Annotated in this window: 18 protein-coding genes; 4 read left to right on the forward strand and 14 right to left on the reverse strand. The window is 52.6% G+C overall.

Annotated elements, in window-relative coordinates; all coding sequences use genetic code 11:
* Positions 1–6: 6 nt before the first annotated feature.
* From OCV63_RS05545 to OCV63_RS05575, 7 genes are all read right to left on the reverse strand, one after another.
* A complete protein-coding gene (locus OCV63_RS05545; protein ID WP_158362564.1) occupies positions 7–1,068 on the reverse strand; it encodes a peptidylprolyl isomerase in 1,062 nt (353 codons plus the stop codon).
* Positions 1,069–1,351: 283 nt separating this feature from the next.
* On the reverse strand, positions 1,352–2,407 hold the full coding sequence (locus tag OCV63_RS05550; RefSeq protein WP_158362566.1) for a SurA N-terminal domain-containing protein: 1,056 nt from the start codon (positions 2,405–2,407) through the stop codon (positions 1,352–1,354).
* Complete coding sequence (gene mfd / locus OCV63_RS05555; RefSeq protein ID WP_158362568.1) at positions 2,404–5,760, reverse strand: transcription-repair coupling factor; 3,357 nt, start codon at positions 5,758–5,760, stop codon at positions 2,404–2,406. Before mfd ends, OCV63_RS05550 begins: the two co-directional genes overlap by 4 nt.
* Before the next feature lie 169 nt (positions 5,761–5,929).
* The gene (gene pth, locus OCV63_RS05560) at positions 5,930–6,505 is read right to left on the reverse strand and encodes an aminoacyl-tRNA hydrolase (RefSeq protein WP_158362570.1); all 576 of its coding nucleotides are present in this window, start codon (positions 6,503–6,505) and stop codon (positions 5,930–5,932) included.
* 542 nt (positions 6,506–7,047) lie between these two features.
* Positions 7,048–7,323 (reverse strand): septation regulator SpoVG, encoded by a 276-nt coding sequence (spoVG, locus tag OCV63_RS05565; protein WP_158362572.1) that lies wholly within the window; start codon positions 7,321–7,323, stop codon positions 7,048–7,050.
* 73 nt (positions 7,324–7,396) lie between these two features.
* Positions 7,397–8,515, reverse strand: a complete 1,119-nt coding sequence (glgD, locus tag OCV63_RS05570) for a glucose-1-phosphate adenylyltransferase subunit GlgD (RefSeq protein ID WP_158362573.1) — start codon at positions 8,513–8,515, stop codon at positions 7,397–7,399.
* Positions 8,515–9,786, reverse strand: a complete 1,272-nt coding sequence (locus OCV63_RS05575; RefSeq protein ID WP_158362575.1) for a glucose-1-phosphate adenylyltransferase — start codon at positions 9,784–9,786, stop codon at positions 8,515–8,517. Before OCV63_RS05575 ends, glgD begins: the two co-directional genes overlap by 1 nt.
* 489 nt (positions 9,787–10,275) lie before the next feature.
* On the opposite strand from OCV63_RS05575, the gene murC reads away from it, so the two are divergent.
* From murC to OCV63_RS05595, 4 genes are all read left to right on the forward strand, one after another.
* Positions 10,276–11,655: a UDP-N-acetylmuramate--L-alanine ligase gene (murC, locus tag OCV63_RS05580; protein WP_158362577.1), complete on the forward strand. Its 1,380-nt coding sequence runs from the start codon at positions 10,276–10,278 to the stop codon at positions 11,653–11,655.
* Between the two features lie 335 nt (positions 11,656–11,990).
* Complete coding sequence (locus OCV63_RS05585; protein ID WP_158362579.1) at positions 11,991–13,082, forward strand: DnaD domain protein; 1,092 nt, start codon at positions 11,991–11,993, stop codon at positions 13,080–13,082.
* 14 nt (positions 13,083–13,096) lie between these two features.
* Positions 13,097–14,068 carry an ATP-binding protein gene (locus OCV63_RS05590; protein ID WP_158362581.1) on the forward strand — a complete coding sequence of 324 codons (972 nt, stop codon included), beginning with the start codon at positions 13,097–13,099 and terminating at the stop codon, positions 14,066–14,068.
* A 19-nt stretch (positions 14,069–14,087) separates the two neighbouring features.
* The gene (locus tag OCV63_RS05595; protein WP_158362583.1) at positions 14,088–15,278 is read left to right on the forward strand and encodes a ribose-phosphate pyrophosphokinase; all 1,191 of its coding nucleotides are present in this window, start codon (positions 14,088–14,090) and stop codon (positions 15,276–15,278) included.
* Positions 15,279–15,538: 260 nt separating this feature from the next.
* Here the strand turns inward: OCV63_RS05595 and OCV63_RS05600 are convergent, their stop codons facing one another.
* The 7 genes from OCV63_RS05600 to OCV63_RS05630 all read right to left on the reverse strand — a co-directional run bounded on the left by OCV63_RS05600 (position 15,539) and on the right by OCV63_RS05630 (position 23,048).
* Entirely contained in the window at positions 15,539–16,228 is a 690-nt protein-coding gene (locus OCV63_RS05600) for a response regulator transcription factor (RefSeq protein ID WP_158362585.1), read from the reverse strand.
* Positions 16,225–17,721 carry a sensor histidine kinase gene (locus tag OCV63_RS05605; protein ID WP_158362587.1) on the reverse strand — a complete coding sequence of 499 codons (1,497 nt, stop codon included), beginning with the start codon at positions 17,719–17,721 and terminating at the stop codon, positions 16,225–16,227. The genes OCV63_RS05600 and OCV63_RS05605 overlap by 4 nt, the downstream gene beginning before the upstream one ends.
* Positions 17,722–17,913: 192 nt before the next feature.
* Entirely contained in the window at positions 17,914–19,659 is a 1,746-nt protein-coding gene (locus OCV63_RS05610; protein ID WP_158362589.1) for a hypothetical protein, read from the reverse strand.
* An 85-nt stretch (positions 19,660–19,744) separates the two neighbouring features.
* Complete coding sequence (gene gatY / locus OCV63_RS05615) at positions 19,745–20,596, reverse strand: tagatose-bisphosphate aldolase subunit GatY (RefSeq protein WP_158362591.1); 852 nt, start codon at positions 20,594–20,596, stop codon at positions 19,745–19,747.
* 193 nt (positions 20,597–20,789) lie between these two features.
* Entirely contained in the window at positions 20,790–21,197 is a 408-nt protein-coding gene (locus tag OCV63_RS05620; protein WP_262670656.1) for an ATP-binding cassette domain-containing protein, read from the reverse strand.
* Positions 21,198–21,208: 11 nt separating this feature from the next.
* On the reverse strand, positions 21,209–22,153 hold the full coding sequence (locus tag OCV63_RS05625; RefSeq protein WP_158362593.1) for a sugar kinase: 945 nt from the start codon (positions 22,151–22,153) through the stop codon (positions 21,209–21,211).
* 16 nt (positions 22,154–22,169) lie between these two features.
* Positions 22,170–23,048 (reverse strand): D-psicose 3-epimerase, encoded by an 879-nt coding sequence (locus OCV63_RS05630; protein WP_158362595.1) that lies wholly within the window; start codon positions 23,046–23,048, stop codon positions 22,170–22,172.
* Positions 23,049–23,278: the final 230 nt, after the last annotated feature.

Genomic DNA, 23,278 nt, shown 5'->3' on the forward strand with positions numbered 1-23,278 from the left:
ATGATATTATTCCTCCGCAGTCTCGGTGTTCAGTTTATAGATGCGGTCAAAGGTCAGATCCGCCAGCACGTCGTCCCTGGTCTCGAAAGCATGTCCCTCTTCCAGTTCCGTGCATTTCTCCTGATACAGAGTGTTCTTGCGCTCGGTCACAATGGAATCCTTCTTATTGGCTGTGGCATCCTCGTCAAAGGTGCTGACCATCTGTACCGCGTAGTATCCGGTATCTGTATCCACGATCTCAGCGAGCTCGCCGTCCTTCAGTGCGTCTGCAGCAGTGCGTACCTCCTCGGCCGGTGTGGTGCTGTCCGCGCCGTAAGTGGTCTCGCTGGCTGAGAGCTTGGAGTTCTCATCCCGGTTCTCATTGGCCGCGTCCACGGCTGCCTTCAGGTCGCCGCTCTCCCTGGCCGCGTCCAGGATATCCTGAAGCTCCTGCTTCTTCGCCGCCTTCTCCTCGTCGGTCAGATCGATGGTATTGCCGTCATCGTCTGTCTCGGTACCTGCGGTGGACATGTATACATAGACGATGCGCTTCTGCGCCGCTTCTTCATCAGAAACCTCCGTATCCACATCCACGGTCAGCGGCGCGAACATCTTCTCCTGAATGGTCATCAGGGTCAGCACATGCTCCACATCCGCCTCGGTCACGCCCAGGGCGTTCTGCACCTTGGTGTCATTATCCTTCATAAACTGAGCTGCTGCGTCAGCAATCGCTGTCTTTTCGTCATCCGTGACTTCCACGCCATAGTTCTCTGCCTCAGCCTCCAGCACATACATCTGATTGAACTGCTCCATCAGGCTTGTTTTTGCGGTCTCGCCGTATATGGTGCCGGTACCGGACAGGTCCTGGCCATATACATTGGTCATACCCAGCATGGATCCGTAGTAGGACTCCATCTGCGCCTGCTGATAGCGGAGCAGGAAGCTTACCTCTCCCAGGGGCACATTGGTCGTCTCGTCCATCACTGCCACGGTCTGTGTACCGTCCAGCGTATTGCTTTTTCCACATCCTGCCAGCGCGCCCGTAAGCATCAGTCCGGCTGCCAGAACTGCGATTCCTTTTTTCATCATTTTTGTAAATCCTTTCCTGCCCGCCTCTATGAAAAAGCGAGGTATTCTGAAACTACTATCCACTTACACTATTCCGCGAGGTGTTTCCGCACATTTTGCGCGGAAATCCCGGGTTCTTCAGCGCGAAATCGCATAAGATGCGATTTCTGTGCATCGCGAAGCGCGTTACTGAAAACGAAGTGAACAGTAACCATTCTGGATTTATTATAGCCGTTTTTGTCGCTGCGGGCAAGGCTTTCTTGTGTTTCCCTCGAGATTTCACCTTGTTTTCACAACTTCATTTTCAGGAGTGGGTTCCGTCTCCGCCAATCTCTGTGACGAGCCCGTCTACCTGTACCGTATCCCAGACTTTTTCGTCCACCTGAAGCGGTGTCTCTTCCGCCCAGGCGTCCTCCAGACTCTTAAGATGCTCCTGCTTCGCGGATTCCTTCAGTTCCTCCAGTCGGTCCGCGGTGGCGTCCTCATCCAGATCGGAGACATGCTGTATCACATACCAGCCTTCCTCCGTGGTGACGACCTCCGACACGCCGCCCACCGGCAGCTCCCGGGCCTTCTGCGCCACATCCGGGTGGGCTCCGCCGTCGGTCTCTTCATTAAAATACACGTCGATGACCGTATGGGGGTACTGTTCGCCCGCCGCTGAAATATCGCCAAGCTCTGCCGCCAGAGCCGCAAAATTCTCCGCGTCCTTCTGAATCTTCTGAAGCTCTTCCTCTGTAAATGGGGTGTAATTGCCCTCCAGATCATAGAGTCCTGTGTTGGAAAACAGTGCGTAGGTCAGCCTGCCGACCCTTGCCTCTTCCTCGCTTATCTCCGGCTCGTATTCCGCCCGGATAGCCTCAGCCACCTTACCCGCCAGCTCGTTGCGGGTAAGATAGCGTTCCACACTCTCCCGGTCCGCCCCGGCAGCCTTAAGCACCGCCTCTGTGTTATTTTCCATAAAATTCTGTGCCCGGAAGGCAATCTGCTCCTGCTCCTCGTCGGTCAGTGTCACGCCATACTCGGACGCGTGGGCGCACAGAAGATGGAGCTCCGTCAGGGTGTCCAGCACGCTGCTCTTCAGAAGCTCCGCCAGGGTCTGGCCGCTGTCGTCGGCCTCCTGCTGCCACAGGGTCTCCCCGAAGCTTTCATAGTAGGCGTATTCCCACTGCTCCTGCAGCATCCGGGTATAGAACAGGGCCTCTTCCAGGTAAATGGGTTCGTCGCCCAGGGTGGCCAGGGCCGTTCCGGTCTCCTGCTCCAGCGCCCGCGGAACGGACGCTTCCCGTTTCCCGCAGCCGATCACCGTCACTGCCGCCAGCACCACAAGGATTCCAAGCTTCTTTAAATTTTTTCTCATGTACGATCCTCCAGCAATTCCTGCATTTGTTCAAGGATGCTCTCCGCCAGCTTCAGGGGATCTGCCTCCTCGCCGCGGCTGTTCTTCTGTCTGCGGTAATAGAATGCCGGTTTCTCGCCTTTGATGAATTTCATCCTTCCGTCGAAGCGGGCCAGAAATTCCGGGAATGCCGCCGGGTTCAGTCTTGCCTTCTCATACAGAGCCAGCCGTATCTCATCGGGTTTCTCAACAATCTCTTTAACATATACGTTGTGAGCCCTGATTTTCAGACAGGCTACGGCAAGAAGATTTTGTACGGCCTTCGGAAGATCGCCGAAACGATCCAGAAGCTCATCCTGCATGTCTTCACTCTCCTCGAAGGTCTCGATCCCGGCAATGCGCTTGTAGATGTCCAGCTTCTGGCTTTCACTGCGGATGTAGGTGCTTGGAATATAGGCGTCAATGTCCATATCCACCGTGGTCTGGAACTCGTCTTCATCCACATCCAGGCCCTTTTCCCGCTTCACGGCTTCGTTCAGCATCTTGCAGTACAGATCGTAACCCACAGCCTCCATATGGCCGTGCTGCTGCTCGCCCAGCAGATTGCCCGCGCCCCGGATTTCCAGATCCCGCATGGCGATCTTGAAGCCGCTGCCCAGCTCCGTAAATTCCTTGATGGCGCCCAGACGCTTCTCGGCCACCTCTTTGAGCATCTTATCCCGCCGATACATGAGGAAGGCATAGGAAGTCCGGTTGGAACGGCCCACGCGGCCACGGAGCTGATAGAGCTGGGACAACCCTAAGTTATCCGCGTCGTGGATGATCATGGTATTGGCGTTGGAAATGTCCAGGCCGGTCTCTATAATGGTGGTGGACACCAGCACATCGATTTCCCCGTTGATAAAATCGAACATGATGCGCTCCAGTTCATGCTCCTTCATCTGACCGTGGGCGAAGGCCACCGTGGCCTCCGGTACCAGCCCGGCCACCTGGGCCGCCACCTCTGCGATGTTATTGACACGATTGTATACATAATACACCTGGCCGCCCCGGGACAGCTCCCGGCTGATGGCAGCACGGACCATCTCGCTGTCATATTCCATCACATAAGTCTGAATCGGCAGACGATCCTGGGGCGCTTCCTCCAGCACACTCATGTCGCGGATGCCGATGAGGCTCATATGCAGGGTTCGCGGAATCGGCGTGGCAGTCAGGGTCAGGACGTCCACATTTTCCTTAAGTTTCTTGATTTTCTCTTTGTGGGCTACGCCGAAGCGCTGCTCCTCGTCAATGATCAGAAGACCCAGATCCTTGAATTCCACATCGGAGGACAGGACCCGGTGGGTTCCGATGACGATGTCCACGAAGCCCTTTTTCAGATCCGTGATGGATTTCTTAATCTCGCCCGGAGTGCGGAACCGGGACAAAAGGTCGATGCGCACCGGGAAATCCTTCATGCGCTGAACGAAGGTATTATAATGCTGCTGGGCCAGAATCGTAGTCGGCACCAGGTAGACTACCTGTTTATTTTCCTGCACAGCCTTGAAGGCGGCGCGGATAGCGATCTCGGTCTTGCCGTAACCCACATCGCCGCAAATCAGGCGGTCCATAATCTTCGTACTCTCCATGTCCCGCTTGGTGGCTTCGATGGCCAGCTGCTGATCCTCCGTCTCCTCGAAGGGGAACAGCTCCTCGAACTCCGTCTGCCAGACCGTATCCGGGCCGTAAACATAGCCCTGCTTCTCCTGCCGGGCCGCGTAGAGCAGCACCAGATCTCTGGCCACCTCCTGCACAGCTCCACGGACCTTCGACTTGGTGCGGGTCCACTCGCTGCCGCCCAGGCGGTTCAGCTTGGGTTTTCTGGCGTCGGATCCGGCGTATTTCTGGATCATTTCCAACTGGGTCGCCAGGATGTAGAGATTGCCGCCCTTGGCGTATTCGATCTTGATGTAGTCCTTCATGACCTTGTCGACTTCTACCTTCTCAATGCCGCGGTAGATGCCGAGACCGTGATTTTCATGCACCACATAGTCGCCGGGCTTGATATCTGAGAAGCTCTGGATCTTCTGGCCCTCGTAGGTCTTCTGCTTCTTCCGCTTTTTTGTCTTCTCCCGGCCGAAGATATCGGTCTCGGAAATGACAGCAAAGCGAAGCATCGGATACTCATACCCCCTGTGCAGGCTGCCGTGGACCACCATGATTTCTGACGGGTTCACGACGCGCCCGGGATCCTCGCTGTAGAAGCTGTTCAGCTCCTCGTCCTGCAGATCCGCCGCCAGACGCCTGGCTCTGGTTCCGGAAGCACACATGAGGATGATGGCGTACTTTTCTTTCTTCCAGCGCTTCAGATCTTTCACCAGGGTGGGGAAGCTGTTGTTGTAAGGATTGATGGAACGGGCGTCGATCTGATAGCGGCCTGTGACCTCCCATTCCGGCGCTTTCTGCTCCAGCAGGCTGAAGGCCAGGCAGTTTCTCCGGTTCAGGCGGGACGTGATCTCCTCGCTTCCATATAAGAGGCGTGCCTCCTCGGGCAGGGCCTCTCCTTTGGCCGCCCGATTGGCCATGCTTTCCTCGAATTCTTTCTCTACGGTGCGGCCCTTTTCCAGAATCCGGGTAGGCTCATCCAGGAAAATCAGGGATTTACCCGGTTCAAAATAGTCCAAGAAGCTGACGGTCTCCTCTTTTTCATCGGGCACTGGTTCCGCCGCCGGATAAATGACAATTTCTTCCAGATTTTCCATGGAACGCTGGCTTTCCACATCAAAGCTTCGGATGGAATCCACCTCGTCGTCCCAGAACTCGATCCGCCAGGGGGCGTCCTCGGTCAGGGCATAGATATCCACGATGCCACCGCGGACGGCGAACTGGCCTGGAGCCTCCACCTGGATCTCCCGTTCGTAGCCCAGACGGCTCAGCTTCTCCGCCAGGGCGTCGATCTGGACAATGCTGTCCTGGCCGATACACAGAATGGAGTCTTCCACTTTTTTCAGGGGGCGCAGGCGATCCATCAGGCCGTCGAAGGTGGTAATCACCGTGACTTCTTCCCGGGTAAGCAGGGCCTGCAGGGCGCGGACTCTCTGCTGCACCAGCAGGTTACCCTGCATGTCTGCATGGAAAAACAGGAAATCCTTCGCCTGATAGAGGACGGCCTGCCGGTCGAAATACCGGCAGTCTTCGTAGATTTCCTTTGCTTTCTGTTCGCTGTAGGTGATGATCAGCCTCTGTCTATAGCCCTGCCACAGGGCACAGGCCGCGTGTACCTTCTGGGAGTCTACGCAGCCGGAGATCCAGAGGACTCCTTTATTTTTTTTCAGCTTTTCGGCGATCTGCCCGTAGGCGCCAAGCTGCTGAAAGGGCTTGATAAATGCTTGCATGCTGCACCTCTGATAAGTCATAACAGTTCAGTACCTGAACTGTTATAATGCAAAATCCATGAAAATCAGCTTCACTGATGGGATTTTGCACTCCTGAATCACTTTCTTACGCCTTCAGCAGCAAGTGCTTCAGGCTACTTCATAGTTACTGCTTTCTCTTAGTTACTATTTATTCATGCTTTTTCTTATTATACAGGTTCATGGCTTCGTCGGTGCGATCCTGAACCATCAGCTCTACGGCGTCCGCGGCCTGGGCGATGGCTTCTTCGACTTTTTGGCGATCCTCCTGGGTAAAATGGCCGAGGACGTAGGCGGCCAGGTCGTAGTCTTTCGGTTTTTCGCCTACGCCGACGCGGACACGTTTAAATTCCTGGGTGCCCAGGTGGGCGATGATGTCTTTGATGCCATTGTGGCCACCGGCGCTGCCTTTTTTACGGACACGGATGTAACCGGGCTCCAGAGCGATGTCATCGTAGATGACGATGACTTCGGTGGCGGGGTCTAACTTATAGAAGTTCACGGCCTCGCCGATGCTGTTGCCGCTCAGGTTCATGTAAGTCTGAGGCTTCAGAAGAAGGACTTTCTGGCCCTCAATGATGCCGGTTCCGCAGATGGCCTGGAATTTTTTGGTGTTCATGGAGATGTGGTAGCGGTCGGCGAGATACGTGATCGTGTCAAAGCCGATGTTGTGGCGGGTGTGATCGTATTGTGCGGTGGGGTTGCCAAGGCCGGCGATGATATACATGGTGGGGTTCTCCTTTTTCTATTTTCTATGACGGACGCTCTGCAGGGTTCGGAAATCGTGTGTTCGGACGTTTCACGGACACCCTGATTTCCCGAATCCCACAGAGCTGGTTATGGTGAACTACCGGGGGAAGCACCGCGGCCTGAGGCCGTGAGTGCTTCCGGGTTGTTTGAGTCGATAGGGTTCTTTCTTTCCTATCATACAGGAGTTTTGCGGCGTTGGCAAGGGGCGAGGCCTCACTACGTAGTGTGGCGGGACAGATAGGGGGTGGGGGACGTTAGCGTATTTCCCGTAGGGAGGAGCAGGCTGGCAGGGCTCATGGGCGCCTGTTTGAGGCCGGAGGCCGAGTTGCGCAGGAATGAGCCCGGATCGGCCGCCTGCGACGAGTAGGGAAATCCGCGTGTCCCCCACCCCCTATCTGTCCCGCCGCACGCTCGTCCCCAACACACCCTCCGCCTCGCGTCCCCTTCCACAACCGTGCAAAAAAGGCGCCGCCCCTTCCGGACGACGCCTTCCCCCTACATTATATCTCGCTCCACTAGCTAAGCCTCTTCTTCTGCCTCTACCAAAGCTGCCTCGTACTTATCCAGAATGATTGTCTGAATGTGATCTCTGGTGCCGGAGTTGATGGGATGTGCGATATCCCGGTATTCTCCGTCAGACGCTTTTCTGCTCGGCATCGCGATAAACAGTCCTTTTTCGCCCTCGATCACCTTGATATCATGAACCACAAATTCATCATCAATGGTAATCGACACGACGGCCTTCATCTTACCTTCCTTTGACACCTTCCGTACGCGTACGTCTGTAATCTGCATACTTCCTGCCCCTTTCTTCTGCCCTTTTCAGGTCAGTTTATCATTTCAGTGCTCTCTTGTGGGCCGTCAGTCGTTACAGTACGTAACGCTCATTTTTCTCGACGACTATCTTAACCCCATGCTCACCGATATAGCGAGAGTTGGCACGAATTGTATCACGACTTTCTACGATGCAGTTCTCTATGTAAGTATTATCGCCGATATACACTTCGTTGAGAATAATGGAGTTTTTAATCACACAGTTATTCCCCACGAACACTTTCTTAAATAAGATGGAATTCTCCACGGTTCCGTTGATGATACAGCCGCTGGATACCAGTGAGTTTTTCACATCTGCGCCTGGATTATACTTGGCCGGAGGAAGATCCAGCACCTTGGAGTATACGTCCGGGTAGGTCTTGAAGAAGTATTTGCGGACGTCCGCCTTCAGGAAATCCATATTGGTCTCGTAGTAGGATTCTACGGACGCGATGTTGCTCCAGTAATCTGTGGTACGGTACGCAAAGATTCTCTTCAGGTTCTTATAACGAATCAGGATGTCGCGCACGAAATCGTAGCGATCCTCCTGGGCACATTTCTCGATCAGCTCAATGAGCTGTCTTCTGCGGATCACATAGATACCGCAGGATATGGTGCTGATCTGGGACTCCACCGGCTTCTCCTCGAATTCGGTGATGCGCCCTTCTTCGTCGGTCTTCACTACGCCGAAGCGGGATACATCGGTGCCCATCGGCATGTCCTTACATACTACAGTAATGTCGGCCTTTTTCTCGATGTGGTATTCCAGCACTTTATTGTAATCCATCTTGTAGACTGCGTCTCCGGACGCGATGATTACATATGGTTCATGACTTTTCTTCAGCCAGTCCAGATTCTGATAGATGGAATCTGCAGTTCCACGATACCAGGAGCTGTTCTCTGCAGTAATCGTCGGTGTGAAGATATACAGGCCTCCCTGCTTTCTTCCGAAGTCCCACCATTTGGATGAATTCAGGTGTTCGTTCAGGGAGCGCGCGTTATACTGTGTCAGCACTGCTACTCTCTGGATATGGGAGTTGGACATGTTGCTGAGCGCGAAGTCAATGCTCCGGTAACTGCCTGCCACGGGCATAGCCGCTACGGCGCGCTTGTTGGATAACTCTCTCATTCGGTGGTTATTTCCGCCTGCCAGTACAATTCCTATCGCTCTCATTACCGTTCACCTGCCTTTATTAATGTCTCGCCGCTTGCCAGCACGCCTTCGTCGTAATCATCCGGCGTGGTATCCCCGGAAATAGCGGTGTTCTTTCCTATCTTTACATTAGGCGGTATGTAGGAATTCTCTCCGATAGTAACCAGTCCAAAGGAGTAAATCTTCGGCTGTACCTTGTTCGGAACCTCCTCGCCGATGCCCATCTGTACGCCGTCGGAAATCTCAGCCTCTTCCGCGATGATGGCTCTGTCGATAGTACAGTTCTCGCCGATGGTCGTATTCTTCATGATAATGGAGTCGCGCACCACTGTGCCCTTTCCTATGGTAACGCCGGCGCCGATAACAGAATTGTATACATCTCCGTATATCTCGGCTCCTCCGGTAATCAGGCTTTTCTCAATCTTGGATTCCGCGGATACATACTGAGGCGGTACGGCGTCGCTCTTGGTATAAATCTTCCAGAATTCTTCATAGAGGTTGAATTCCGGAATGATATCGATGAGCTCCATGTTCGCTTCCCAGTAAGAACCGAGGGTTCCTACGTCCTTCCAGTAGCCGTTAAACTCGAAGGCAAACAGACGGTTGCCATTGTCATGGCAGTACGGGATGATATGTTTTCCGAAATCACAGTTTGGCTGGCTGGAAAGCTGAATCAGCGCATTCCGCAGGATCGGCCAACTGAAGATATAGATACCCATGGAAGCCAGATTGCTTCTGGGGTGCTCCGGCTTCTCTTCGAACTCTGTAATCTGGTTATTGTCATCGGTGATCATGATGCCGAAACGATTGGCTTCTTCCATCGGTACCGGCATAACGGCAATCGTTACGTCCGCGTTATTTTCCTTATGGAAATCCAGCATCACCTGGTAATCCATCTTATAGATATGGTCTCCGGAAAGGATCAGTACGTAATCCGGATTATAGGTATCAATGTAATCCAGATTCTGGTAAATCGCATTGGCTGTTCCGGTATACCATTCGCTGTTTGTACTCTTCTCATACGGCGGGAGTACAGTTACACCGCCCACGTTGCGATCCAGATCCCACGGCATTCCAATTCCGATATGGGTGTTCAGACGCAACGGCTGATACTGTGTCAGAACTCCGACCGTATCTACACCTGAATTGATGCAGTTGCTCAACGGGAAATCAATTATTCTGTACTTTCCACCGAAAGATACAGCGGGCTTCGCTACTTTCGCAGTTAAAACCCCGAGACGGCTTCCCTGACCGCCAGCCAGCAGCATGGCTATCATTTCTTTCTTAATCACCTAATCACCTCTTGCCCAAGTTTTTCATTCATGTCCCATCTTTTTGTCCAATCAGTAACAAAAATCCTCCCCATTTGTCACTGGTTTCTAACATATTATACCATACCATTTGTAAATAGTGAACATGAAATTGGAAAATTTTGATTTTATTTTAAACATTTTGTGACAGTTTCAGAATCCAGAATTCGACATATTATCTATTATGTATTAAAATCAGGTTAATTTCTTGTTTAATATTCATATTAAAACCCTATATCAGTATATTTTTTCCGTTTTTTCACAAAACACCAATATGAGATTTCCACTCATTTCCAGAGCCTGATGGTACAAATCGCACAAAGGTCTTTCTGCCAAGCCCAACCTTGCCAACTTTCTGCTCTAATGCTATACTATTGCTATATAAAATGTGACAGGGAATATCTGGAATTTTTCCAGGCTTCCTGCGCACGCAAATTCAAAAACCATAGAAAAAACGAGGATGTGTATAGTATGTATCAACTTCATTTTCATAATCCGGTACCCATTCATTTCATCGGCATCGGCGGCATCAGTATGAGCGGCCTGGCCGAGATTCTGCTGAAGGAGGGCTTTCCGGTATCCGGCTCCGACAGCCATACTTCCGATCTGACTGATCACCTGGCGAAGCTTGGCGCGCAGATCGGCATCGGCCAGAAGGCTTCGAATATCCCGTCGAACTGTGAGGTCGTAGTCTACACGGCGGCCATTCACCCGGACAATCCGGAATTTACGGCAGCAAAGGAGCGGGGCATCCCGATGCTTTCCAGAGCGGAGCTTCTAGGACAGCTGATGCGCAATTATAAAGAAGCGATTGCGGTATCCGGCACCCATGGCAAGACCACAACCACGTCCATGATTTCCACGATTCTGCTGGCTGCCGAGGCCGATCCCACCATTTCCGTGGGCGGCATCCTGCCTGCCATCGGTGGCAATATCCGGGTGGGCGGCTCCGACACCTTCCTGACCGAGGCCTGTGAGTATACCAACAGCTTCCTGCACTTCTTCCCGACCATCGGGATTATATTAAATATAGAAGAGGACCATATGGATTTCTTCAAGGATCTGGCGGATATCCGTCATTCCTTCCACCGATTCGCGGGACTGCTGCCGGAAAATGGTCTTCTGATCATCAACAGCGACATTGAAAATTATCAGGAGATTAGCGAGGGGCTGGCCTGCCGCGTCGTGACCTTCGGTTCTACTGCAGACGCCGATTATCATGCGGAAAATGTGTCCTATGATGAGCTGGCTCACGCCGCCTTCCGTGTGGTGAAGCACGGCGAACCGGGTCAGGAGTACCATTTGAACGTGCCGGGCGGGCACAACGTGCTGAACGCCCTGGCGGCCATCGCCCTGGCAGACTCTCTGAAGATTGCTCCTGAGACCATCCGCAGGGGCCTGATGAATTTTTCCGGCACGGACCGCCGTTTCCAGTACAAGGGCGAGGTGAACGGCTTCACCATTATCGACGATTATGCACACCACCCGACGGAGATCAGGGCGACCCTCCATGCGGCGCAGCACTATCCCCACAAGGAGATCTGGTGCGTGTTCCAGCCCCACACCTATACCCGTACCAAGGCCTTCTTCAACGAGTTTGCTGAGGCGCTGACCCTGGCCGATCATGTGGTGCTGGCAGATATCTACGCAGCCCGGGAGACCGATACCTTAGGCATCAGCTCCAGGCAGCTGGCTGACCGCATCCGGGAACTGGGCACTGACGCCTACTATTTCCCCAGCTTTGAAGAAATTGAGAATTTTTTATTGGAAAAATGTATGCACGGCGACCTGTGTATAACTATGGGTGCCGGAAACGTGATAGATATCGGCGAAACGCTGCTTGAAAAATAGTTATCCACATTATCCACATGCTTTCGGGTGTTTTCTCCCCGCAAAGCATGTGGATTTTTTTGTGGACAATCTGTTGACATAAAGATTTCGCAATTTATTATGTAAATCCGCTGTTTTCGCCTGTTTTACAGGGTTCCCGGGTTTTTCCAGTCCCATTTCCGGTTGCAAATAATATTTTTCCACAAAGTTATCCACATTATCCACATTTTAGCTTATACACATCCCGGGGAGAGCCTCTGTCAAAAAAGCCTGTTCTCTTTTTTTCGATTCTATGCTACAATAGAGGAGCTTAAAAAGAGCGTAAACAGTAACCTTTTTTGATTCAGGAGTGCAGCATGAGCGGATTTGTATTACACGGAGACGGTGACCACGGACATACCCTGGTGTCGAATCTTTTTCTGGACAACTATATGCCGGAAGCCAACGGCGAATATGTGAAAATCTATCTGTATCTTCTGCGCTGTCTGAAGTCAGACACCCAGGAGCTGTCCATCGAACTCATCGCCAATAAATTCGAGAATACTGAGAGCGATGTGCGCAGGGCGCTGAAATACTGGGAGCGAATGAAGCTTCTGAAGCTCCAGTATGACAATTCCCAAAATCTGACAGGCATTCAGATTGTGAATGAACCGGAAGCAGGCAATGTAAAGACAGAAACGCAGACTCCTGTGGCTTCGCAGTCCGCAGCTGCAATCGGCCAAACGGCCGCGGCTGCGCAGACCGCCGCCGGTTCTGTCCCGCCCATAGCGTCATCGACGCCCTCCGCCATCCTTCCGAAGGATCCCCTGACCCCGGACGAGGCCCAACAGCTCCTCTTCATCTGCGAGCAGTATCTGGGCAAGCCCTTAAGCTCCACCGAGGTCAGCAAGATTCTCGATTTGCACGATATCTTCGGCTTCAGTTCGTCTCTGATAGAATATCTCGTAGAATACTCCGTATCAGGCGGACATAAAAGTATCCACTACATAGAGGCGACGGCCCGTGCCTGGCATCAGGCAGGCTGTGTCACTGTAACCCAGGCCAGGGAGCAGGTGACCATCTTTAACCGGGCTTATTTCAAGATCCTGAAGGCCTTCGGCATCGCAGGACGCAATCCGGTAGACGCAGAGATCACCTGTATGGATAAATGGCTCAAGGACTACGGTTTCTCCCTGGAAGTGATTTCTGAGGCCTGCAGCCGCACCATGGCGGCTATCCATCAGCCCAGCTTTCCCTACACGGATAAGATTCTGGCCTCCTGGAAGAAGCAGGGCGTGAAGTCCCTAAGCGATATCCAAAGCACCGACCAGAACCGGAGCACCCGGAAGGCCAAAGAAGAGGCTGCGCCTGCAGCTCCCAAACGGCCTGCCTCGCCCAACCGTTTCCACAATTTTCAGGAACGCGACTATGATTTTAAGGAGCTGGAAAAGCAGCTCATTAACCAATAACCGGAGGACGCCTTATGTCTCTTATGAACACCCAGTACGATTCCATTATGCGCATGTACGCAGCCCGGCAGGCCCGAAGCCGCCAGGAATACGAAGAGCGCATGGAACAGATACAGAAGGACGTCCCGGAGCTCGCCCCCCTGGACGCCGATATTACGGCCTGTCAGGCCGCCCTGGTGCGCTCTGCGGTGGAGGAGAATCCTGCCAGACGCGCCGATCTTAAGAGCCGTCTGAAGAACCTCCAGGAGCAGCGGAACGCCTTGCTTTCCGCCCACGGCCTGACCCCGGCCTCTCTGGAACCGGTCTATGTCTGCCCGGACTGCAAGGACACCGGCTACATCGGTTCCGACAAGTGCCACTGCTTTTTGCAGGCGGAAATTGATTTATTATATCATCAGTCCAATTTAAATGAAGTTTTAAAGCAGGAAAACTTTGACACCTTCTCCTATAACTGGTATGATGGCGATGAGAGGGATTCCATGCGCCGCACGGTGGCGGAAGCCCGGCTTTTCATTGAGAACTTTGATACGCAGTTCCAGAACCTGCTCCTCCTGGGAGCCGTCGGTACAGGCAAGACCTTTTTGTCCAACTGTATCGCCAAAGAGCTGATGGACACCTGCCATTCCGTGGTCTATCTGACTGCCTTCCAGCTCTTCGATATGCTGTCCAAGGCTGCCTTCGGAGGCGAACGGAACGCACAGAATTATCAGCAGACTTATCCCTATCTGTTCGACTGTGATCTTCTGATCATCGACGATCTGGGAACAGAGCTGCCCAATTCTTTTACGGTATCGCAGTTCTTCCTGTGCATCAATGAACGGATTCTCCGGAAGAAGTCCACGCTGATTTCTTCGAATTTGGATATGGAAGCGCTCCGCAGCATCTATTCTGAGCGCACTCTGTCGCGGATCATCAGCAGCTACACGATTCGTCAGCTGCCTGGAAGCGACATCCGAATTAAGAAAAAATTATATCATCACTCATAAATTTACGGAGGTAACAATTATGTTATTGCAGCGCAGCCAGCGTGTTCTCGAAACTATTCCCGTCGGGTCCCTGGGCCTGATCCCCTTAAAGAGCTGTGAGGAGCTCGGCAAAAAGGTCAACGACTATCTGGTCGAGTGGCGTCACAGCAACGATCTGGAGCACAAGTCCAACATCGCTTTCACCGGCTATGAGCGTGACTCCTATCTCATCAAGGCCTACACGCCCAGATTTGGTTCCGGAGAAGGAAAAGGTTCCATCAAGGCCTCTGTCCGCGGAAATGACCTGTATCTGATGGTGGATGTCTGTAATTACAGCCTGACCTACAACCTGTACAATTACACCAACCACATGTCCCCGGACGACCATTTCCAGGATCTGAAGCGCGTCATCGCTGCCATCGGCGGAAAAGCCCGCCGTATCACCGTATTTATGCCCTACCTCTACGAGAGCCGCCAGCATAAGCGGAACTCCCGTGAGTCTCTGGACTGCGCGCTGGCTCTGCAGGAGCTGGTTGCCATGGGCGTCGAGAACATCATCACCTTCGAAGCGCACGATCCCCGCGTACAGAACGCGATTCCGCTCCACGGCTTCGAAACTGTCACCCCGGCTTATCAGCTGGTTAAGGGACTTCTGAACAACACGCCGGGTCTGCAGATCGACAGCGACCACATGCTGGTCATCAGCCCGGATGAGGGAGGCATGTCCCGCGCCGTATATCTGGCCAATGTGCTGGGTCTGGATATGGGTATGTTCTACAAGCGCCGCGACTACACCCGTGTGGTAAATGGCCGCAACCCCATCGTAGCTCATGAGTTCCTGGGCTCCGATATTGAGGGCAAGGATATGATCATCGTGGACGATATGATTTCCTCCGGCGAGAGCATGATCGAGGTTATGAAGGAACTGAAGAGCCGCGGCGCTAACCGCATCTTTGTCTTCTGCACCTTCGCCCTGTTCACCAACGGCCTGGCTGAGTTCGACAAGGCCTATGAGGACGGCCTCATGACGAAGCTCTTTTCCACCAACCTGGTATACCAGACTCCGGAGCTCTTGAGCCGCCCGTATTATGTAGACTGCGATATGAGCAAGTACATCGCTCTGCTCATCGACACCCTGAACCACGACGTATCCATCAGCGACCTTCTGGATCCTTACGACAGAATCCAGGCGCTGCTGACACGGTACCGGAACGGGGAGCTGCATAAATAAATTCTAAGTACGCAAAAAGGAGCTGCACGATTTTAATCGTGGCAGCTCCACTTATTCCTGCGGAGCAGACTATATGGGGCTCGTTTTGTTAGACTTTGAACCGGTAACCCACGCCCCATCGCCGTGCGCGTAGCACTTTATTCCTGCGGAGCAGACTATATGGGGCTCGTTTTATCAGACTTTGAACCGGTAACCCACGCCCCATCGCCGTGCGCGTAGCACTTTATTCCTGCGGAGCAGACTATATGGGGCTCGTTTTGTTAGACCTTGAATCTGTAACCCACGCCCCATATAGTCTCAATATACTGGGGCTTCGCGGAATTCACTTCTATCTTTTCCCGAATCTTCTTAATATGCACCGTCACCGTCGCAATATCTCCCACGGAATCCATATCCCAGATTTTCCGGAATAGTTCTTCCTTGGTAAATACGTGGTTCGGATTCTCCGCCAGGAAGGTCAGCAGATCGAATTCCCGGGAAGTGAAGTTCTTTTCTTCCCCGTTGACCCAGACCCGGCGGGCGGTTTTGTCAATCTTGATGCCGCGGATCTCGATAATACTGTTCTCCTTTACATTGCTGCTCACCAGACGCTCGTAGCGGTTCAGATGTGCCTTTACCCGGGCCACCAGCTCGCTGGGACTGAAGGGCTTGGTCATATAGTCGTCCGCGCCCAGACCCAGGCCACGGATTTTGTCGATATCGTCTTTCTTGGCCGAAACCATGATAATCGGAATATTCTTTACCTCGCGAATCTGACGGCAAATCTCAAAGCCGTCCACGCCCGGCAGCATCAGATCCAGAATCACCAGCTGGAATTCCTCTTCCAGCGCTTTCTTAAGACCGAGAGTGCCGTCCGACGCGATTTCAACCTCAAAGCCGCTCAGTTCCAGATAATCCTTCTCCAGATCCGCAATGGCCTCTTCATCCTCTACAATCAAAATTTTATTCATGTTGCCGGTACCTCCTGATATTTTCTAAGAACAAAGTACATGACAGTTCCTGTATGTTCCTTGCTTGTAGCCCACACCTTGCCGCCGTGATCCTCGATAATCTTCTTTACGATGGACAGGCCGATGCCGCTTCCGCCCTTGGACGAATTGCGGGACGCGTCGGTCCGGTAGAACCGGTTGAAGATCAGCGGCAGATCCTTGGTGGCGATGCCCTTACCGTTATCCTCAATCTCCACCTGGACGAAATCGCCCACGTCCTTGACACGGATATTGATATAGCCCTTGGGTTTGTCGATGTATTTGATCGAATTGCTGACAATATTGTTGATGACGCGCTTGATCTGCTCCGCGTCGGCGATGACCTGCACGTCCTCATCCACATAATTAAAGTAGGCCAGCTCGATATTCTGCTCCTCCAGCTCCAGGGAAAGTTCCTCCACACAGTCCGCAAAATAAGCGTTCACATTGATGTGATCGAAGGTGTACGGAATCCGGTTTGTGTCAATCTTGGAATAGAAGGTCAGCTCATTAATCAGCCGCTCCATATCATTGGCCTTATTGTAAATGGTACGGATGTATTTTTCCTGTTTCTCCGGCGTATCCGCCACGCCGTCCATAATACCCTCCACGTAACCCTTCACCGCCGTGATCGGCGTCTTCAGATCATGGGAAATGTTGCTGATCAGCTCTTTATTCTGCCTCTCGGACTCCAGTTTCTCCTCAGCAGATTCCTTCAGACGCCGCCGCATCTCCTCAAAGTCCGTGCAGAGCTCGCCAATCTCGTCATCACCGCCCGCCGGCATCTCAAAATCCAGATTTCCGTCGGTGATCTTCTTGGTCGCCACCTGCAGATGATGAATCGGCGTAACGATACTCTTATAGATCCAAGCTGTCAGAATCAGACTGGTGAAAACCAGAATGATGACCAGCACCAGGACGCTGTCTACCACCATAGATTCCACCTCCGGAATCATGCTGCCGATGGATGTCACGATAAAGGCCGTTCCCCGGGTTCCGTCGCTGAAAGAGAAATCCAGCTGCTTCACCAGAGCCTGCAGATTCCCGCCGATATAAGTCCCCACATCCTGATCCGAGTTATGGGTCCGGTAATCCGGAAGGCTGTCCAGCAGCTCCTCCTGATCGAAGTCGTTATCATTTCCCACAAAAATATACGTATCTGCCTTTCTTACCACGAGAAAGGAATATCGCGCTTCCAGATCCAGATTCAGGGAATCCAGATATTCCGCATCCAGAAAGGCGTCCGGATCGGTTCCCGCCTTGGCTTTCATTCCCGCATAGGCGTCCCTGGTAATCCGGCTCAGCATGGCCGGCGTGTTGGACAGGGTCTCATAGCTGGTATTCTCTATGCCATAGAGCTTCTTAACCGCATTCATCTGGTAGCGGCTGATGCCGAAGAAGGCCAGCGCCGTGAACATAATCGGGGCCAGAATCAGAATTAAAAAAGTAATCAGAAGTTTTGTCTTGAGTTTCATGACGTTTCCTCTTATTTTACAAAAATTACAGTTTTATCCGTTGCTCCGAAAAGCTTCAGATACTTATTTATTATAGCATATCCGTCCGCTCCATGCTCCAAAACTCTCTCGAAAAAATATAAACTTTTTGTAAACAAAAGGGCCGTCGGATCCCTCCGACGCCCCTCGTCTCTCATTTTCTGTTATTTCCAATCAGTTTCCTGTCTCTGCGCGGAAGACTGCGGCCCGCTCCGGCGACATCAGTACCGTGCCGGTTCCCTGATACACCGTCTCGTACTCCCTGTCCGTAAACAGGTGGGACAGATCGCAGGCCATGAACTCCTCCGCCCAATGGGCCATATAGACCACGTCCGGGAATTTGTCCGGGTGCAGGTCATAGTAGTCGTAAAGCTGGGTGCTGCCCTCGTGTACCTGCCAGGTGGAATAATTGCCGCAGCCCGCGTCCGTGTAGAGATAGATCCAGGGGGCCACGCCCACCACCATCAGCTCATCCTTTTCCGTCAGATCCAACCTATCGATCTCATCCAGTACCTTCCCGTACCACTCCGCCATCTCCGGCGTCGTGAACACATTTTTCAGAGGGCCGCGCTTCATCTGGGCGGTCAGCTTCCAGCCCCGCTCGTCGCCCCAGTCGTAGGTCATCCGCAGGAAGAACGTGCCAAAAAACTGGAATCCAATCACCAGAGCCGAACAGACGCACACCGCCCTCCAGCCGGTTCCCGGCTTTCTGCGGGCCTTCTCCTCCCGGATCCAGTCCGCCACGAACAGAAGACCCACCCAGGAGCACATGCCGTAGGCCACACTCAGGGTCACAATTCCCGTATTGGTGGCGTACTGAACCAGCAATGTGAACACCATGGCCGGCAGATACCACCAGCAGAAGAGCCGCTTATCCCTTTTTTCCGTGACCAGATAGGCCTCCAGACACCAGAAAGCCAGCGGCAGCATCTGATAATTCACAGTAATATTTTCAAAAATAAAGGTATAGTAAAACAGGTACGGCACCACGCAGAGGGACGCCAGAATCATGTACCGCAGCCCGTGCTCACAGCGCATTCTGTCCAGTCCTGTGGCCAGGTACACTACGCCCAGCCCCACGAACATCCAGCGGTAATTTTTGAAGCACAGATGGAAATACCGCCAGGTCTTGTACCAGTAGCCCTGCTGATGCTCGGAATCGCCCACGATATGCGGCACATTGGCCACCATCTCCGCCAGGGTTCCCCGCTGAAAGATAAAGGCCAGGAAGAGTGCCAGAATGATACAGGCCCCCAACGTCATCCAGAGAAAGTTCTGAAACTGCAGTGCTCCCTCCGGCCGGGTTCCCCGCTTTCTGTGCCGCAGGGTCACCACCAGGCAGAGCAGGCCGTAAGCCACATACATCAGGATGGCGAAAGGATTCGCCAGCACAATCATGGCCATCAGGATGCCGCACAGAATGTATTCCGGCACCGAATGTTCCATCCGGGCCGAGAGAACCGCCAGGAGCACCGGCAGCAGTCCGAATTCAATGGAATTGTAGGACATGGCGCAAATACTGAAGGGGGCAAAAATTGCGAACAGGAACACGGGTCCGAAGGAGGCGTAACCCCGCCGCTGGAACCGCAGATAGAAAAACAGGGTCAGTACCGCCGAGTAGGCCAGATAAACAAACCGGCTGGCCATCACGATGCCCTCTGTGGTCCCCATGGCAGTCCGGATCAGGCAATAGATGGGATGCAGCAGAAAGGTACAGAGCTGCTGGGTGGGATTCCACTCATCAATCAGAATCTTTTCCCCCCGGAATATCCGCTCGGAGCAGCCGATAAAATACATCTCGTCGGCTGTATTGAAGCCCCAGAAGCTCCTCGCGATAAAAATGATCTGTAATAAAAGAAACAGGCCGATAAAAATCAGGTGCTGCCGCCTGCGGTCTGTCTGCATGGTTCTCACGTTCACTTTTCTTTCTCCCAGTTATTTCCAATTAGAATTTTAGCGCAGAGACTGGTTTTACACAGTCCCCGCGCTTGGTTCTTCTTATGAATTATACTCTGCCAGTGCAGCCGCACATCTTCATACGTGTCTCCACGATGGCCTTTACGTGCTCCATGGCTACCTTGCCGTACTTCTTCGGATCGAAAGCGTCCGGGTTCGCTGCCAGGAATTCCTTTACGCCGTCGGTATAAGCGATACGAAGCTCGGTAGCGAAGTTCACCTTGCAGATACCGCGCTTGATGCTCTCTACGACTGCCTCCTCGGAAAGTCCGCTTGCGCCATGCAGTACCAGCGGAATATCTACGACTTTCCGGATCTCAGCCAGGCGATCCAGATCCAGCTTCGGCACTCCCTTGTATACACCGTGAGCCGTTCCGATGGCTACGGCCAGGGAAGTCACGCCGGTGCGCTCCACGAATTCCTTTGCCTCCAGCGGATCGGTATAGCCATTGCCCTCGCCGCCGTCCAGATCGTCCTCTTTGCCGCCGACCTTACCGAGCTCAGCCTCCACCGGTATTCCGGAGGGTCTGCAGGCGTCTGCTACAGCCTTGGTCACTGCTATATTTTCTTCAAACACATTGTGGGAACCGTCAATCATGATGGAAGTGTAGCCTGTCCGTAATGCGCGCATCGCCAGGTCAAAGCTGTCGCCGTGATCCAGGTGCAGACACACCGGAACGCTGGCACGCTCAGCGGCTGCCTTTACATTAGCCAGATACATATCCAGTCCCGCGTACTTGATGGTGGACGGCGTAGTCTGCAGCATCAGCGGGGCCCGAAGCTCCTCCGCCGCTGAGATAACAGCCATGACCATCTCCATATTCTCCACATTGAAAGCGCCTACGGCGTAGCCGCCTTTCTGTGCGTCCAAAAGCATCTTTTCTGATGTAACAAATGACATGATCGTTCCTCCTCGTCTGATTCAGTGTTGTCTTTTCTTACCTTACTTATCATACCCCGGATTCCGAAAAAGCGCAACCTCCAAAGGGTTTTCCTGCCCGGAAAAAAATCTCAAGAAAATTTCAAAAAGAAAGCGGGGCTGCCGCTACCTTAACAACTACGTCTACTGCTGTGCTTGCCTGTGTGTTTGCGTCCTAAAGTACGGAACCTGCTACACGGCCATCCTTTACTGCCTGAAGAGTATCCGGAATTACGTCGGTACCGATGAGGATCAGGTCTCTTCCCTGAGACTCAGCAGCCTGCAGCTGCGCGTTGTTCATCTCCGGCAGCGGCGCCAGTTCCTGATGAATCATGGCGATTCCTTCTTTGATGGAATCAGAGATGGATTTCGGATGAATTTCTTTTCCGTTGTGAAGAACCACACCTTCGTCCGGCATATACTCTCCGGTAATCATTTTCATCAATGTGGATTTTCCGGCTCCGTTCTCGCCTACCAGAGCGTGAACCTCACCCGGCGCTATCTGAAAACTTACATCTTTAACAGCATAGACGCCCGGGAACCGTTTGTGCAGTCCACGTACCTCCAAGCGATAATCTCCCATATTCTTCACCTCTATCTGTTGTTTTCTATCATTTCACGAACCGTCTCAGGAGAAATCTTTCCTTCCATCGGTCCGAAAGCTGCTGCGTTCAGAGCACCTGCGGCTGCTCCCATCTGAGCCGCTTCCTTCAGGCTTCTGCCCTGTGCCAGCCCGCAGATAAACGCTGCGTCGAAGCTGTCGCCCGCGCCGGTGGCATCCTCCTGCTCTACCTTGTATACACCCATGGTTTCCACCAGACCCTCGCGGCTGTAAATCTGGGATCCCTTGGAACCATTCTTCAGAACCAGAAGTTCCAGCTTCTCATTTTCAAAGGCTGCCTTTACTGCATCCTCGATGTTATCTTTGCCGGTAAACTGCTTCAGCTCAGACACGCCCGGCATGAAGATACTGGAATTGCGGAACACTTCCTGTACCAGGTCCATGGCGGTCGGGTCGTGAAGCATCTCCATACGGATATTCGGGTCGAAGCTAATCTTCGTACCCTGCTCCGCGAACATGTTCATGGCCTTGACAATCTCTTTTCCGAATGCCAGAGAAGACATCAAAGAGCATCCCATAATATGGAAATATTTCGTATCCTCCAGACCCTTCAGGTCTGCCGGAGCCTTCGGCTCTACCGCCGGGGTTCCGTCCACATGGAAGATGAATTTCCGCTCGCCGTCAGAATAGTAGGTAACAAATGCCACTCCTGCGGAACCCTTGTCGCTCTCCAGCACTCTGCTCACGTCTACGCCGTCCTTTTTCAGGCGATCCAGGATGTTCTTTCCGAAATCATCCCTGCCGACTCCGGCGATGATGCCTGCAGAGCAGCCAAGTCTCGCTGCTGTGCTGATGAAGATTCCCGGTGCTCCGCTGGGGAAGGGGCCCCGGAAGTATCCGGTCTCATATAATTCTACGTTTTCTGTGGGTCTCATGATCTCGCAGAGTAATTCACCCATCGTTACGATTTCAGCCATTGTTTTTACCTCCTGCTTATGCCTCAAACTTCTCTTTCAGGAATTTCAGAGATGTCTTCAGATATTCGTCCAACTGCTCCTGTGTTGCTCCATTGCTCAGGTCTCTCCATACTCTGCAGCTATATCCTACGTCTCCGCCCCGGAACAGGAACGGCTCCATTACCACGCCCTTATCATAGTGGATGTCTCGAAGGGCCTGTCCGATACCTGCCCAGTCAAGGCTGTTATTCATACCAGGAAGCTTCCGGTTATTCTCGCCCACATGGACGTGACCCAGCATATCGCCCGCGTTGCGGATAGCGCCGCACATGTCGTCCTCTTCGATATTCATATGGTAGGTATCCAGCAGGATATTGACATTTTTCTTCCCTATCTGATTGCAGTACTCGATGGCCTCTGCACAGTCTGTCAGGATATAAGTCTCGTTACGGTTCAGAACCTCCAGCGCGCAGTCGATACCGTAAGCCTCTGCCCGGTTACCCAGTTCCCGAAGAAGCGGAATGCTGTGCTCCCAGGCTGCCTCTTTATCGGTATAAGCGAAATCGCTGGGCCAGAAAGAATAAATAGCGCCTGCCAGAACCGGGGAATGAATGGCCGCCATGTTCCTGACGATCTGTGTGAAGTACTCGAGACCGTTCTTTCTCACTGCTTCATCCGGGGAAGACAGGTCATACTCTTTTGCAGGGCCGCTGTTGGTGGAAAGTGTCAAACCATACTCTCTTGCCACTGCGTCTAACTCTGCCAGTTCTTTCTCGCTCATATGGTAAATATGATCTGCTGTCACCTCAAACATGTCGAAGCCGAAGTCTGCCAGCTTCTTTGCTACTCTTTTGTATTTTTCAATATCACACGCTCCTGTGTTTCCCCAGTACGCATGTCCCACTCCGAACTTCATATCGAAATCTCCTCTCTTTCTTTCCGTTGGCTTACATTTATTTCTTTTTGTGCTCGTGCTCTACTTGTTTTTAAAAAAAGATTCGAATTTTGCTCGTAATCAACTGCCATTTCCGAATTCTTTATGTTTTCTTTTTTGTGCTCGTGCTCATTTATTGAATTCATTATAACATCGGTTTTTCATCATATCAATAGACAGTTTTCACAGGATATCGCTTATATTTTTAGTTA

Source organism: Laedolimicola ammoniilytica (assembly GCF_025567165.1).
In the GTDB taxonomy this organism is placed as follows: domain Bacteria; phylum Bacillota; class Clostridia; order Lachnospirales; family Lachnospiraceae; genus Laedolimicola; species Laedolimicola ammoniilytica.

Excerpts from the sequence above, each read along its gene's own strand:
- OCV63_RS05545 (WP_158362564.1), bottom strand. The coding sequence starts at position 1,068 with ATGATGAAAAAAGGAATCGCAGTTCTGGCAGCCGGACTGATGCTTACG.
- OCV63_RS05550 (WP_158362566.1), bottom strand. The coding sequence starts at position 2,407 with ATGAGAAAAAATTTAAAGAAGCTTGGAATCCTTGTGGTGCTGGCGGCA.
- mfd (WP_158362568.1), bottom strand. The coding sequence starts at position 5,760 with ATGCAAGCATTTATCAAGCCCTTTCAGCAGCTTGGCGCCTACGGGCAG.
- pth (WP_158362570.1), bottom strand. The coding sequence starts at position 6,505 with ATGTATATCATCGCCGGCCTTGGCAACCCCACCGCACAATACGATCAC.
- spoVG (WP_158362572.1), bottom strand. The coding sequence starts at position 7,323 with ATGCAGATTACAGACGTACGCGTACGGAAGGTGTCAAAGGAAGGTAAG.
- glgD (WP_158362573.1), bottom strand. The coding sequence starts at position 8,515 with ATGAGAGCGATAGGAATTGTACTGGCAGGCGGAAATAACCACCGAATG.
- murC (WP_158362577.1), top strand. The coding sequence starts at position 10,276 with ATGTATCAACTTCATTTTCATAATCCGGTACCCATTCATTTCATCGGC.
- OCV63_RS05585 (WP_158362579.1), top strand. The coding sequence starts at position 11,991 with ATGAGCGGATTTGTATTACACGGAGACGGTGACCACGGACATACCCTG.
- OCV63_RS05590 (WP_158362581.1), top strand. The coding sequence starts at position 13,097 with ATGTCTCTTATGAACACCCAGTACGATTCCATTATGCGCATGTACGCA.
- OCV63_RS05595 (WP_158362583.1), top strand. The coding sequence starts at position 14,088 with ATGTTATTGCAGCGCAGCCAGCGTGTTCTCGAAACTATTCCCGTCGGG.
- OCV63_RS05600 (WP_158362585.1), bottom strand. The coding sequence starts at position 16,228 with ATGAATAAAATTTTGATTGTAGAGGATGAAGAGGCCATTGCGGATCTG.
- OCV63_RS05605 (WP_158362587.1), bottom strand. The coding sequence starts at position 17,721 with ATGAAACTCAAGACAAAACTTCTGATTACTTTTTTAATTCTGATTCTG.
- gatY (WP_158362591.1), bottom strand. The coding sequence starts at position 20,596 with ATGTCATTTGTTACATCAGAAAAGATGCTTTTGGACGCACAGAAAGGC.
- OCV63_RS05620 (WP_262670656.1), bottom strand. The coding sequence starts at position 21,197 with ATGGGAGATTATCGCTTGGAGGTACGTGGACTGCACAAACGGTTCCCG.
- OCV63_RS05625 (WP_158362593.1), bottom strand. The coding sequence starts at position 22,153 with ATGGCTGAAATCGTAACGATGGGTGAATTACTCTGCGAGATCATGAGA.
- OCV63_RS05630 (WP_158362595.1), bottom strand. The coding sequence starts at position 23,048 with ATGAAGTTCGGAGTGGGACATGCGTACTGGGGAAACACAGGAGCGTGT.